This window comes from Shewanella sp. MM_2022_3, assembly GCF_022557375.1.
Taxonomy (GTDB): Bacteria; Pseudomonadota; Gammaproteobacteria; order Enterobacterales; family Shewanellaceae; genus Shewanella; species Shewanella xiamenensis.
This window is the reverse complement of sequence record NZ_JAKZGV010000011.1, coordinates 52,467-66,683: the sequence shown is the minus strand read 5'-3', so window position 1 is coordinate 66,683 and position 14,217 is coordinate 52,467. Positions and strand designations below refer to the sequence as shown.

The following is a 14,217-nucleotide window of genomic DNA, read 5'->3' as shown; positions in this document are numbered from 1 at the left end:
TATCTCGCCCGTGCTAAGTGGCGCGCATACGCTAAAATCGTTAAAAACATTGCAATTTCAGCATATAGGTTACCTCTTGGCAATAAGCAAACAAGTGACTATTTTACAACCCTGATTAGATTCACTCGCGCCGAAATCCACGCAACAAAAAGGCCTCATATTGAGGCCTTAATACTTTCGCGAGATTTACTTAAGCTCTTGTTCAAAGAGTTTGTAAATACGGCGATATTCGTCTAACCAGCTCGATGGCTGACGGAAGCCGTGGGGCTCAACCGGATAAATCGCCGTTTCGAACATCGGTTTTTCCAGCTCGATAAGATGCTGCACCATGCGCACGCTATCTTGGAAAAACACGTTATCATCCATCACGCCACTCATGATCAGTAATGGCTTAGTCAAGCCTTGGGCATGTTCAATGGGCGAACTACGCTCATAGGCGATAGGGTCAACATCCGGCGTGTTTAAAATATTGGAGGTGTATGGCGCGTTGTAATGTGCCCAATCCGCCACAGGGCGCAGTGCTGCGCCTGCTTGGAATAATTCAGGCTCAGTAAATAAGGACATAAAGGTTAAGAAACCGCCGTAAGAACCGCCATAGGTACCGACGCGCTTAATATCCACGTTGGCATTTTGGCCCATCCAAGTCACGCCATCTTTTAAATCTTCGACTTCAGGATGCCCCATATTGCGATAAATCGCCGTGCGCCAATCGCGACCATAGCCTTTAGAACCACGGTAATCCATGTCCATCACGACATAGCCTTGTTGAGTCAGTAGGTTGTGGAACATAAACTCACGGAAGTAACCACTAAAGCCATAATCGGCATTTTGTAAGTAACCTGCACCATGGTTAAAGACAACGGCAGGATATTTTTCGGCGCGAGATTTGTCATAACCCTGCGGCAAATAAACCCGCGCATACACTTGGCCAGCGCCATGGTTTGAAGGAACGGCAACCACTTCGGGTGCTTGCCATGGATATTGCTTAAAGGCATCGCTGGTGTATGACGTGAGCTGTTTTAACTCACCGCCAATCGGCTGAATATAAAGCTCATTTGGCTCTGTACGGCGAGACGCATTCAGCAGCAACTTAGTGCCATCGGGGCTTAAGCTGTAATCTAAATTACCGTCCCACTGAGTTAATTGCTCGTTTTTGCCCGAGGCGATATTCACACGGTGAACATTGTAAATACCAGGGTGGCTTTGGTTAGCCTTGTAGTAGATGTAGTTTGCATCGGGCGATAGAGTAATATCGCTCACCACAAACTTACCTTGGGTCAAAGCGCGGGGCTTTTCACCGTTCGCCTTGATATAAAGCTGGGAATAACCTGTTTCTTCAGAGAGATAGTACAGACTGTCCGTACCGGGTAACCAGCCAAATTGGTTATAGTCGTAGTTCACCCAAGCATCATCATGCAGACGATGCTCGGTGATAAACTTGCCCTTTGCCAGATCGACACTGGCAATCCAACGATCTTTGTTATCGGTCGCTTCGACCATTACAGCCAATTTGTTCTCAGACTCATGCCATTGAATCGCGCTTTGAGTCCAGCCCCAATCCTGCATCAGCTGGATTTTACGTGGAGCCTTAGTACTTTGATATGACTCACCTTTTGCTTTAGCGTTTTCACTCTTAACCTTAGCTAAAACGTCTTCATCGAAGCCAGTTAAGCCTTCGATAGTCACATCGATCTGTTTATGCTCATTGAGGTCTAACACCAAAAAGCGCTGTCCTGGTGGATTATCTTCCGCGACACGGGCACGCACGGGCACAGGGTCGATATAGCCTTCGCTACCGAGGTAGTTTGGCATGATGTCGTGTTCACTGCTGCCGGTGTAATTTTTATCGGTTAGGGCTACAAACAGATAGCGACCGTCTGGCGACAGACTTAGCTCAGACACCACCTCGGCATCACCTAGATACCAAGTGTTAGCGGCGAGGGTCGGATCGCTCTTTTGCAGCTCGTTCTTAAACTGTTCTTTGGCTTTGGCATTTTCCTGCTGCAACGCCACATATTGAATGAGTCTGTGCTGCTGCTTGGCTAAGTAGCTGCTGGGTTCTTTCACACCTTCAGGCGCTTTCGCCATTTTGATTTCAGCCAACTGCTCCACTAATCCACTGTCTTGATGGATTTGGAAAACATTATCCCCTTGCCAATAGGCGATATCGCCATTGTTAAGGTAACGCAGGCCACTGATGGCAGTGCGCTGGCGGGTAAGCTGGGTGATTTTGCCAGAGCTTAAATGCTTAACAAAAATATTGCCTTGGTAGAGATACGCCTTGTTAGCTTTAGTGCTATCGAACACACCAAACTGTTGATCAGCCGCATGTAGCTTATCGATGGCCAGTTCAACGGCGCGGCTGTCATTAATGCCCTGCTGATAATAATTCCGTAATGGCGATGCACTGGGTTGGCGCGCAAAGAAAACGCTCTGACTGTCATCGCTCCAGTAGGCTTCCTTAGCGAAAATCCCCATCCAATCGGGGTTCGCCATAATTTGATTCAGCGTAAGCGGTTGTGAAACTTGGGGAGGCTGAGCTAAAGGGACTTGATAAGCCTGTGGTGTGGTCGCGGGAGTTGCCGTTTCGGTTGAGGTGGCGGCGCAACTCGTCAATACCGCAACGGCTAACGCACTTAAACCCAAATTTCGCATTACGCTGTTCATTTGTCCTTCCTTTTATTGTTATCGCTGCCCTAGTTACACTTTGGAGCTAACTCCATGAGTACGTGAGCAGGCATCGTTTTGCGGCAGTTATATCACACTTGAGCGACATATTTGCTTAAATGAAGGAGAAATCTTGTAACAAAGAGTAGAGCAAAATCGATTTTTTGGATTCAACCTAAGCCGATTGAGATAAGAAATTTGCCAACAATTCATGCCCTTGCTCGGTGAGAATCGACTCGGGGTGAAATTGCACACCAAAGAGCGGCAACTCTTTATGACTCATGGCCATGATTTCGCGCCCATGGCTCGGGTCATCAAACCAAGCATCCAGCACAAAACCGTCAGGTATGGTATCAACCAGTAATGAATGGTAGCGAGTTACCGTTAATGGCTGATTTAACCCTTTAAACAGGCGCTCACCAGTATGGGTAATCTCGCTAACTTTACCGTGCATCACCCGCTGTGCTCGCACGACTTTGGCCCCAAACACCTGCGCCATGGCTTGATGTCCTAAGCACACGCCAAGGATCGGTAAACGAGTAGCAAAATGCTCAATTGCTGCCAAGGAAATCCCCGCTTCGTTAGGTGAGCAAGGGCCAGGTGAGATGACTAAATGATTCGGCGATAGCGCCTCGATTTCCGCTAAGCTGATTTCATCATTGCGTTTAACCACGATCTCTTGCCCTAACTGCTGAAAATACTGCACTAAGTTAAAGGTAAAAGAGTCGTAATTGTCGATCATTAGCAACATACAAAATCCATTGGCTCAAATGGGAAGTCGATGCACTCCACGGCTGAAATGCGGCGCAAATGCTACCACAGCACTAGCTTGGGATTAAGCATTAAAAAACAAAAAGCCAGTCAATTGACTGGCTTCCCATAGTATAGATCAGAGCACAAGTAACTTATTTGACTAAGGTTAAATGGCTACGACGCTTAGGCGGTTCATCCGTTGGTTCGGTTGGCTTGTCTTTTGTCTCAATGATAGACAAGGCCGATTCGGCTTCCTCTTCGACTAAGTACGCATCTTCAATATCGAAGACAGTCCCAGCGCCATTTTCACGAGCGTAAATGGCCACAATCGAAGCCATTGGCAATAATACCTGCTGAGGTACACCACCAAAACGCGCATTGAACTCCACAAATTCATTACCAATTTGCAAATTGCCCACTGCACCAGCCGCGATATTTAATACAATCTGGCCATCCTTCACATATTGCTGCGGTACTTGAGTGCCCTTGACAAAGGCATCAACCACAACGTGAGGTGTTAATTGGTTATCCATCAACCAATCGTAGTAAGCCCTGAGTAAATAAGGACGATTTGGAGTCAACGCTTTCATTACATACCCATGCGCATTTCGCGTTCAGCTTCAGTCAACGAAGCTTTAAAAGATTCACGCTCAAAAATACGTGTCATGTAAGCTTTGATGTCTTTTGCTACGCGGCTGTCTAACTCAATACCCAATACAGGCAAACGCCATAATAATGGGCCAAGGTAACAATCCGCTAAACCAAATTCTTCACTCATAAAGTAAGGCATTTCAGCAAATACTGGCGCGATTGACAGTAAACTTTCAGTCAACTCTTTACGAGCAGCCTCTGCGCGGTCACCTTTACGAATACGTGCGACGAGTGAGTACCAATCAGTATCGATACGATGCATCATCAAGCGGCTTTGACCACGAGATACAGGGTAAACAGGCATCAAGGGTGGATGAGGGAAACGCTCATCCAAGTATTCCATAATGATGCGTGACTCATAGAGTACAAGCTCACGATCTAATAAAGTAGGTACTGAGTTATAAGGATTTACTTCGAGTAAATCCTCAGGCATTTCATTAGGGTCGACCTGTAAAACATCAACAGTAACCCCTTTCTCAGCTAACACGATACGGACTTGATGGCTATAAAGATCATCAGCACCTGAAAACAGTGTCATGACAGAGCGTTTGTTGGCAGCAACAGCCATTGATACCCTCCAGAGTCGAAATAAAACAAAAGTAAACGAGGGGCAAAGCCCCCCGTTTACACTATGCGGATACTATATTTTACCCGTTATTGGTGCCTAGTGTACATCTTTCCAATACTCTTTCTTCAAGAGGTAGGCCACAATAAAGAATATAAACAGGAATCCGAGCACCCACCAACCTAAAGCTTGACGCTCTAACTTAACAGGTTCAGCTGAATAAACTAAGAAACCAGTGATATCACGTACCGCTTGGTCATACTCTTCAGCATTTAACTTACCACCAGAAACCACAATTGTACCATCTTCTTGCTTAACAGGCGTGCCTTGCAGTTCTTCAAGAACATGTGGCATCCCCACAGATGGGAAGACAGTGTTGTTTACGCCGAATGGACGGCTTGGGTCTTTGTAGAAGCCTTTGAGGTATGAATACACCCAATCTTCGCCACGAACGCGTGCTACTAAGGTTAAGTCTGGTGGAGTTGCACCGAACCACTTAGCCGCATCTTTGTGTGGAATCGCGTTTTGCATCAGCTCACCGATTTTGGCATCGGTAAACATGTACTTGCTACGCATATCATCGGCAGAAATACCGAGATCGTTCGCCACACGCTCATAGCGTTGATACTGAGTGCTGTGACAACCAGAGCAATAGTGTTGGAACATATCCAGACCACGCTCTAAAGAAGCCTTATCATGCAGATCAACATTGGCTTTTTCTAAATGTACATTGTGTCCACTCGCGGCCATTGCCAGCGTCGGGATCAATGTAACTAATGCAATCAGTAATTTTTTCATTAGTGTGTCAACCTCGCTGGAACAGGCTTAGTTTTCTCATTTTTGCTGTATAACCACAGTAATAAGAAGTAGCCGAAATACGTCACAGTGAAGATACGTGCAACAATAGTCAGCTCTGGTGTTGCAGGTACAGCGCCTAAATAACCTAAGACGATGAACGATACAGCGAACTGAGCGATGTTCAACTTGTGCAGCGTGCTGCGGTAGCGAATTGACTTCACTTTACAACGGTCTAACCAAGGCAATACGAACAGTACTGCAATCGACAGCCCCATCATTACAACACCGCCCAATTTGTCGGGAACAGCACGTAAGATGGCGTAGAAAGGTGTAAAGTACCATACTGGTGCAATGTGCTCCGGTGTCTTCATTGGGTTAGCCGCTTCAAAGTTTGGCTTCTCAAGGAAGTAACCGCCGCCTTCAGGGATGAAGAACAGCACGTAACAGAACACAATCAGGAAGCCCGCAACACCCATAATGTCTTTAACTGTGTAGTATGGGTGGAATGGAATACCATCAACTGGCCAGCCATTCTCGTCTTTGTTCTTCTTGATTTCGATACCGTCTGGGTTGTTTGAACCCACTTCGTGCAGAGCGATTAAGTGTAAGAACACTAAAACCACTAACACTAATGGCAGTGCGATAACGTGCAGAGCAAAGAAACGGTTCAGTGTGGCGCCAGAGATCACGTAGTCACCACGGATCCATAGAGTTAAGTCATCACCGATAACAGGGATAGCACCGAACAGAGAAATAATTACCTGCGCCCCCCAGTAAGACATTTGTCCCCATGGCAACAAGTAACCCATAAAGGCTTCAGCCATCAGCACGAGGAAAATCAACATACCGAATAGCCACAGCAGTTCTCTAGGCTTTTGATATGAACCGTAAATCAGACCACGGAACATATGTAAGTAGATCACCACAAAGAACGCAGACGCACCCGTTGAGTGCATATAACGCAATAACCAGCCGTACTCTACGTCACGCATGATGTATTCAACAGAGGCGAAAGCACCTTCTGCTGTGGGTACATAGTTCATCGTTAACCAGATACCCGTCAGTAATTGGTTAACCAATACCAACATCGCTAGCGAACCGAAGAAGTACCAAAAGTTAAAGTTAGTTGGCGTAGCATACTGACCCACATGGCGATTATACGTCGCCGTCATTGGGATCCGAGCATCAATCCAATTAATTAAATTCTTAACCATTACGCCACTCCTTTATCTACACCGATGATAACAGTGCCATCATCAACATATTGATGTGGAGGGATAACTAGGTTCAATGGAGCTGGAACGCCTTGGAACACGCGGCCCGCCATATCGAACTTAGAACCATGACATGGGCAGAAGAAACCAGAAGTCACACCTTGAACTTGCTCAGCAAATGAATCTGGCAAATAAGTGGGTGAACATCCTAGGTGGGTACAAATACCGACAGCAATAAAATACTCTGGCTTGATTGAGCGCAGAGGATTTGTTGCATATTCAGGCTGCTGCATTTCAGCAGAAGCTGGATCTCTTAACTTATCGTCGTGTGTTGGCAGTTCATTGATCACAGCTTCAGTGCGACGAACAACCCATACAGGTTTTCCTCGCCATTCAACACGGATCAGCTGACCTGGCTCTACTTTACTGATATTTACTTCGACCGGTGCACCTGCAGCTTTCGCTTTGGCACTCGGATTCCATGACTTGATGAAAGGAACCGCTACAGCGACGGCACCAGCACCACCTACTACGGCGGTTGCGGCTGTCAGGAATCTGCGACGTCCGGTATCGACTGGCGCATTGCTCATCCACTTATCTCCCAGAGGGTGTTGGAATTTTTATATTTCAAAGACTTTTTGCCTCTTAGTTATCACCATGGGCAAAAATCGAAGTTTGAAGCGGGGCTCATTATAGCTAAAAATTAGAAGCAGATCATAGTGAAAACACGCAAGTAAGTTAGGGAGATTGCGAGTTTTTTAAAAAAAGGGCAAAAAAAGTACAGCTGTTAAGCAATTTTAATCGTTTTGAACTGTTTTTTGAGCATATTGACTGTGTGATAGGCATAAACAATGCATTGCTAATGTAATTTTAGCGCTCACTTTGTCACTTACTGTTTTCATTTAGGATAAAAAAATGGGCCCCAGTGATTGGGGCCCATTCTGAACGATTTAGCATCGCTTATTTCTTAGTAGCACTACTCTTCATGTATTTGAAGAATTCGCTATCTGGCTCTAACACCATAACGTCTGAACTTCCGGAGAAGCTCGCACGATAAGCATCTAAACTACGCAAAAAGCTAAAAAATTCAGGATCTTTGTTATAAGCATCCGAATAAATTTTTGCAGCTAATGCATCACCTTCACCACGAATGGTTAAGGCTTTACGCTCTGCTTCCGCAATTTTAACAGTAACATTGGCATCAATCGTAGCGCGAATAATTTCAGATTGCTCTTTACCTTGAGCACGGTGCTCTTTAGCCACAGCTTGACGCTCAGCGCGCATACGTTGGTAAATACTGTTACTCACGTTTGCGGGTAGGTTGATCTGCTTAACACGCACGTCAACAACCTCAATACCTAAATCTTTAGCACTCTCAGCAGCATTCGCTAACGCGTTATTTTGTAACTCATCACGCTGCCCAGAAACGATCTCTTTGATCGTACGACGACCAAACTCGGTACGTAAATCGTTGTTGATCTTACGTTGCAGTAAGGTCTCAGCATTCGATTTAATCCCCCCATTAGTAGAGAGGTAGTATTTTTCGAAATCAAAAATACGCCACTTCACATAGGAGTCGACCATTAAGTCTTTTTTCTCAGAGGTGACGAAACGATCTGCAGCACCATCTAAGGTTTGGATACGCGCATCAAGCAACTTCACTTTATCGATCACAGGTACTTTAAAGTGTAAACCTGGGCCGAAAACACGTGTTACTTGTTTGCCATCAACTTTATCTTTAACGATTTCGCCAAAGCGCGCCACAATCGCACGTTCGCCTTCGTTAACCACCATCACAGATGACAAACCAATGCCTAATATAACGGCGATCAGAACAATACTTAATCTACCCATGAATTACTCCCTCCCCTGGCGAGCACGTTCCTCGCGAGATGGGCGTTCACTCAAAGGCTCACCAATGCGTGTCGTTGAAATAGATGAAGAATTGACATTCTGTTGAGGTTTAGGCTCAACGTCTGGCATAGTCGCAGGCTTCTCTTTCATTAACTTGTCTAGTGGCAGATACATTAAATTGCCGTTGTTTTTAGCATCGATAATGACTTTGTTAGTGTCAGTCATCACCTGTTGCATTGCATCGAGATACAAACGCTTACGGGTCACTTCAGGTGCAGCTTGGTATTCAGGTAAGAGCAACTCGAAACGAGCCACTTTACCGCGCGCCTCTAAAATTTCACGTTCTTTATAAGCATTAGCTTGTTGCGCCATGCGCTCGACTTCACCACGTGCTTTCGGTTCAATCTCACGGGCATAGGCTTCAGCCTCACGAATAAAGCGTTGTTCGTCTTCTTGCGCTGAAATGGCATCGTCGAATGCATCTTTCACCTCTTCAGGCGGACGCGCTGGCAAGAAGTTAACGTCAACAATAGCCAAGCCCAACTTGTACGGCTCAAGAATGCGTTCTAATTCTTTCCAAGTATCGCGACGAATAGCATCACGGCCTGTGGTCAGAATATCGTCCATCTTGTTGTGACCAATGACATAGCGCAGCGCACTGTCAGTGGCTTCACGTAAACTGGCATTGGCGTCTACCGCACTAAAAAGATAGGCATACGCATCTGAAATACGATATTGCACGTCTAGCTCAACCTTCACGACGTTTTCATCAGAAGTTAGCATGCTGCCAGATGATGGCACAGAGCGAACTGATTGCACGTCAACAGGATAAATTTCATCGATAAACGTTGGTTTCCAGTGAAGACCCGGTCCCACCTCACCATTATGTTGACCAAAACGCAACGCTACGCCACGTTCAGCTTCTTTAATGGTGTACAAACCCGAAAGTCCCCAAACAACAAAAGCGATGGCAAGAATGATGATTAAGCTAAAGGAACTAAAGTTTTGGCCAGAAGAGCCATTACCTTTGCCGCCAAAGCGTTTTGAAAGATTACGAAAAACCTCATCAAGGTCCGGTGGTCCTTTGTCGTTACCACCTTTATTTCCCCAAGGATCATTACCCTTGTTACCGGGCTCGTTCCAAGCCATTTAGCACTCCATAAGTGGATGAAATAAATTAGATTATTAACAAACAGCCTTTTCTATCGACGCATCGTAGATAAAGGTTTCTAACTCACCCTGACTCTGTTTAGCTAATCGGCGCCAATCGGCATCCGATAAACGAACAGACAAAATACAGTTCCCCAGATCGTCGTACTCTTTCTGCTGTATCGCATCCAGTCGATAAAACTGGCCAAGATAATGTCCAGCTGTTGCCGGAATCTTAAGTGTAAACTCATGAATAACTTCACCAATTAACTCAGTGATCGCCTTCAAGAGCAGATCAAACCCCAAACGCTTTTGTGCCGAAACCCAGACTCGTACAGGCTTACCGCGTTCATCATATTCGATACGCGGCGTAACATCTTCAAGCAAGTCAATTTTATTGCAAACAATCAATTGCATCACTTTATCAGCATCGATATCTTTAAGCACTGATTGCACTTGCTCAAAATTATCCGCCATATTTTCATCTGCACAATCAACAATATGCAGTAACAAATCTGCTTGACGCGTCTCTTGTAATGTTGCTTTAAATGCAGCAACGAGATCATGTGGCAAATGACGAATAAAACCTACAGTGTCCGCTAAAATTACGGCACCGTCGGGTAGATCTAACTTTCTCAATGTAGGGTCAAGAGTCGCAAATAGCTGGTCAGCTGCATAAACATCAGATGAGGTTAAGGCATTAAACAGCGTCGACTTGCCCGCGTTGGTATAACCCACTAATGAGACGGTTGGCATGTCACTACGCTTACGGGCGCGGCGACTCTGCTCACGTTGTTTATCAACACGCTCTAAGCGTTTGTTGATATTTTTAATGCGCCCCCGAAGCAAGCGCCTATCTGTTTCGAGCTGGGTTTCCCCTGGGCCACGTAAACCAATACCGCCCTTTTGGCGCTCAAGGTGAGTCCAACCACGCACTAGGCGAGTCGACATGTGGCGCAATTGCGCTAGCTCCACCTGCAGCTTACCTTCATGAGTCCGAGCTCTTTGGGCGAAAATATCTAAGATCAGTGATGTCCTGTCCAATACTCGGCACTGACATACCTGTTCAAGATTTCGCTCCTGAGCTGGACTCAAGGCGTGATTGAAAATAACCACATTAGCCTCGGTGGCTGCCACTAAGGCGGCTAACTCCTCGGCTTTACCAGAACCAATAAAAAACTTACGGTCTGGTGAGCGTCGACTTCCAGTAATGACCCCGACTGAGCGTGCTCCAGCTGATTCGACTAATAGCTGTAACTCCACTAAGTCTTCTCGGCGTTCCTCATCGGAAAAGTCGATATGGACAAGAACCGCTGTTTCTCCCGCCTCATAACGATCAAACAAGAAGCAAACTCCTTAACTAAACTTTATTCGCCACTTGGCATATCGTCTTGCGCGCCATAACCGCCCTGGGCATTTTGATGGCCAGCAACGTTAAATGGACGAGCAGGAACCACAGTAGAAATAGCGTGTTTGTAAACCATTTGGCTCACTGTGTTTTTCAACAGAATGACAAACTGATCAAACGACTCTACCTGTCCTTGGAGTTTAATGCCGTTTACCAAGTAAATAGATACAGGAACGCGCTCGCGGCGTAGTGCGTTCAAAAATGGGTCTTGTAAAGATTGCCCCTTAGCCATTTTATTATTTCCTTTTTAATTTATATAAAAATAAATCGATATCAGTGAAGTTTTTTGTTTAGTTTTAGTATTATACAGCAAGGGCTAATAAGCTAGCGGCATTGACGCATAAGTGTAACTAAATTCCCCTCAGCACCACTTTCCAGCCAATTCAACTCTGGCCAACTACGCAACCATGTTAATTGACGCTTAGCTAATTGCCTAGTAGCGGCAACGGCTTTTTCGACCATAGTATCATAGTCAAATTCACCATCGAGATATTGCCAACATTGTCGATATCCCACGCAACGCATTGAGGGTAAATCTAAATGCAAGTCACCTCTCGCTTTAAGCTGGACGACTTCATCAATAAAGCCTTGCTCTAACATTATGCGAAAACGCTGCCCGATTAACGCATGCAATACTTTACGCTCTCGCGGTGCAATGGCAAATTGCACCACATTATAGGGTAAAGGAGCCGACTTGGTCATTGTTAACTCAGTCAAACTCTTACCGCTTATTCTATAGACTTCTAACGCTCTTGAAAGCCTTTGTGGATCATTAGGATGAATTCTTTCTGCAGAGACGGGATCTATCTCCCTCAATTGCTCGTGCAGCGCTTCCCATCCGTTTATATCCGCCTCAGCTTGAATATCGGCGCGAATAGCCTCATCAGCACTGGGTAGCGGCGATAATCCCTCTAATAGAGCCTTAAAATACATCATGGTTCCGCCCACTAATAAAGGGGTCTTGCCCATGCTGATAATTTGTTCAATCTCGCGCAGCGCATCGGCTCTAAAATCGGCAGCCGAATAACTTTCACTCGGATCGCGAATATCAATCAAACGATGCGGACCTCGCACTAATTCCTCGGCAGAGGGCTTAGCACTGCCGATATCCATGCCGCGATAGATTAATGCTGAATCAACCGAGATAATTTCGCAATTATGCTTTTCGGCTAATTCGAGAGCTAAAGCCGTTTTTCCTGACGCCGTTGGCCCCATCAAAAAAACCACTTTAGGCTGTAATTCTTTATTCAATTGCTTGCTCTTCTAGCCACGATTGCCAAGGTAAGGATACTGCTTTACTGGCAATTTTCTGCCTTTTATCTTCCGTTAACTGACAATAAGCGGCCCAAATATCGGGTGCCGAGATAAATCCAGTTAGGCTTTGCTCTGCCAGCCATAACGCTAATGCATTGGGTGCTGGCGCTTCAAAACGTAGCGATTGTAACCACTCAGGAATGACCTTCGCTAACTGACAGTCCCTCAGATATGGGGGCACTTTTTTAATAATCAACTGCTGGTAACGAATTGTTAGCTCTAAACCAAGTTGACGGATAAGTGTTGCATGCTCTTCGAGTAACGCTGCCCAATCAGGATCAGCGGCGACCGATACTGGCATCAATAAAGGCTGCCCAATCAACCCTGTAGCCAGTTTTATTTCAATCTCATGGCTACGGACTGCTAATGCTGCAGACTCAATACGTAATAAACTTAATTTTGGCCCATCACTAAATACCCAAAATTGTCCATCTAGTATCGATGGCATAGGTAAAACAGCTTGATAAGCCTTGTCCTGTACGTTGTAAGATGGGGTCTGCAGTAATGCACCATAACTGGCAATCGCTGTCTTAGAAGGCAGCTCAGCTCTTGCACGGCTTTCTCCAGCCGAACTACTGCGTGACTCCCTAGGTACCTCCATGCTTCCATAGGCATTGCTCTGCACCATAGTCCCCGCCCGTACGGTGGCAATATCTCGAGCACGAGACTCACCAACAGGCGTATCGACTTGACTCCCTCGATAATTTTCAGGTTGAGGAGTATTAGTCCAAGCTAAGTTAGCTTTCGGAGATTGCAGCTCGAAGGCAGTATGTTCAGACTTGGGTTCTGAAACATCATCCTCCACTTGGGGCGAACCCAGCTCGAAAGGACGTTCAAAACTAAGCTCTCCGGCTTCTTCTAACGCCGATTGCAGTGCCTGCAAAATATAATCATGCACATAACGGCTTTGATGGAACCGCACTTCATGTTTTGCTGGATGCACGTTCACATCCACCTGATGAGGATCAATATCCAGCATCAGCACATAGCCGGGTTGTTCTACTTCGGCCTTTTGTGCAAATGCTTGACGTACCGCATGATTAACTAAACGATCGCGCACTAGACGGCCATTCACATAAAAGTAATGAGTATCGGTCTGCACGGTTGACCAAGGCGATTGCAGATAACCACTTAAACGTAAATCATCGTGTTGACATTCGATTCTAAGTGCTTGATCGGCAAACGGCCGGCCCGCAACCTGGGTCAGTCGTTGTAAATATTGTGACTCATTCATCGCCGGGCGATAATTGCGCACGGTTTTACCATTGTGTGTCAGGGTAAAATGGATATCCCCCCGCACCAAAGCAATTCGCTTTAACCATTCATCAATATGGGTAAATTCGGTTTTGTCACTTTTTAAAAAGCGTCGACGCGCCGGAGTATTAAAAAATAGATCAACGACTTCAATGGTTGAACCCACCGGATGCGCCGCAGGCATGACTTTAACAGCCATATCGACGCCTTCAGCGTAAGCTTGCCACGCTTCGGTTTGCTCAGCAGTGCGCGACGTTAAGGTTAAACGGGAGACGGAGCTGATACTTGCTAAAGCCTCACCGCGAAAGCCAAAGCTGAGGATAGCTTCAAGATCGTCGAGGGAATGCAGTTTCGAGGTGGCATGGCGCGACAACGCCAAGGCTAATTCATCCTTTGGGATCCCCGAACCATTGTCACGGATCTTAATCAGCTTACTGCCGCCCTTATCGATTTCGATATCGATACGGGTTGCGCCAGCATCTAAGCTGTTCTCAACGAGTTCTTTCACCACTGAGGCCGGTCTTTCGACAACTTCGCCAGCGGCGATTTGGTTCGCCAATTGCGGCGGAAGGATCTGGATCCCCATAGAC

Annotated in this window: 13 protein-coding genes; all 13 read right to left on the bottom strand. The window is 46.0% G+C overall.

Annotation, left to right across the window (positions count from 1 at the left end; translation table 11 throughout):
• Positions 1-186 precede the first annotated feature (186 nt).
• The gene (locus MMG82_RS08860) at positions 187-2,667 is read right to left on the bottom strand and encodes a prolyl oligopeptidase family serine peptidase (RefSeq protein ID WP_172591230.1); all 2,481 of its coding nucleotides are present in this window, start codon (positions 2,665-2,667) and stop codon (positions 187-189) included.
• Between the two features lie 175 nt (positions 2,668-2,842).
• Positions 2,843-3,418: an aminodeoxychorismate/anthranilate synthase component II gene (locus MMG82_RS08855; RefSeq protein WP_169548612.1), complete on the bottom strand. Its 576-nt coding sequence runs from the start codon at positions 3,416-3,418 to the stop codon at positions 2,843-2,845.
• A gap of 154 nt (positions 3,419-3,572) precedes the next feature.
• Entirely contained in the window at positions 3,573-4,010 is a 438-nt protein-coding gene (locus MMG82_RS08850) for a ClpXP protease specificity-enhancing factor (RefSeq protein ID WP_037414173.1), read from the bottom strand.
• The gene (sspA, locus tag MMG82_RS08845) at positions 4,010-4,639 is read right to left on the bottom strand and encodes a stringent starvation protein SspA (RefSeq protein ID WP_037414175.1); all 630 of its coding nucleotides are present in this window, start codon (positions 4,637-4,639) and stop codon (positions 4,010-4,012) included. Before sspA ends, MMG82_RS08850 begins: the two co-directional genes overlap by 1 nt.
• A 96-nt stretch (positions 4,640-4,735) precedes the next feature.
• Entirely contained in the window at positions 4,736-5,434 is a 699-nt protein-coding gene (locus MMG82_RS08840) for a cytochrome c1 (RefSeq protein ID WP_037426994.1), read from the bottom strand.
• Positions 5,434-6,648 carry a cytochrome bc complex cytochrome b subunit gene (locus tag MMG82_RS08835; RefSeq protein ID WP_011715793.1) on the bottom strand — a complete coding sequence of 405 codons (1,215 nt, stop codon included), beginning with the start codon at positions 6,646-6,648 and terminating at the stop codon, positions 5,434-5,436. Before MMG82_RS08835 ends, MMG82_RS08840 begins: the two co-directional genes overlap by 1 nt.
• Positions 6,648-7,238: a ubiquinol-cytochrome c reductase iron-sulfur subunit gene (petA, locus tag MMG82_RS08830; protein WP_037414180.1), complete on the bottom strand. Its 591-nt coding sequence runs from the start codon at positions 7,236-7,238 to the stop codon at positions 6,648-6,650. Before petA ends, MMG82_RS08835 begins: the two co-directional genes overlap by 1 nt.
• 370 nt (positions 7,239-7,608) lie before the next feature.
• Complete coding sequence (hflC, locus tag MMG82_RS08825; RefSeq protein ID WP_037414182.1) at positions 7,609-8,502, bottom strand: protease modulator HflC; 894 nt, start codon at positions 8,500-8,502, stop codon at positions 7,609-7,611.
• A 3-nt stretch (positions 8,503-8,505) separates the two neighbouring features.
• On the bottom strand, positions 8,506-9,651 hold the full coding sequence (hflK, locus tag MMG82_RS08820; RefSeq protein ID WP_037414184.1) for an FtsH protease activity modulator HflK: 1,146 nt from the start codon (positions 9,649-9,651) through the stop codon (positions 8,506-8,508).
• Between the two features lie 36 nt (positions 9,652-9,687).
• The gene (gene hflX / locus MMG82_RS08815; protein ID WP_047539763.1) at positions 9,688-10,995 is read right to left on the bottom strand and encodes a ribosome rescue GTPase HflX; all 1,308 of its coding nucleotides are present in this window, start codon (positions 10,993-10,995) and stop codon (positions 9,688-9,690) included.
• A 23-nt stretch (positions 10,996-11,018) separates the two neighbouring features.
• The gene (gene hfq / locus MMG82_RS08810; RefSeq protein WP_011070934.1) at positions 11,019-11,291 is read right to left on the bottom strand and encodes an RNA chaperone Hfq; all 273 of its coding nucleotides are present in this window, start codon (positions 11,289-11,291) and stop codon (positions 11,019-11,021) included.
• A gap of 92 nt (positions 11,292-11,383) precedes the next feature.
• Positions 11,384-12,310: a tRNA (adenosine(37)-N6)-dimethylallyltransferase MiaA gene (gene miaA, locus MMG82_RS08805; RefSeq protein ID WP_241406760.1), complete on the bottom strand. Its 927-nt coding sequence runs from the start codon at positions 12,308-12,310 to the stop codon at positions 11,384-11,386.
• Positions 12,303-14,213 (bottom strand): DNA mismatch repair endonuclease MutL, encoded by a 1,911-nt coding sequence (gene mutL, locus MMG82_RS08800; RefSeq protein WP_047539758.1) that lies wholly within the window; start codon positions 14,211-14,213, stop codon positions 12,303-12,305. Before mutL ends, miaA begins: the two co-directional genes overlap by 8 nt.
• Positions 14,214-14,217: the final 4 nt, after the last annotated feature.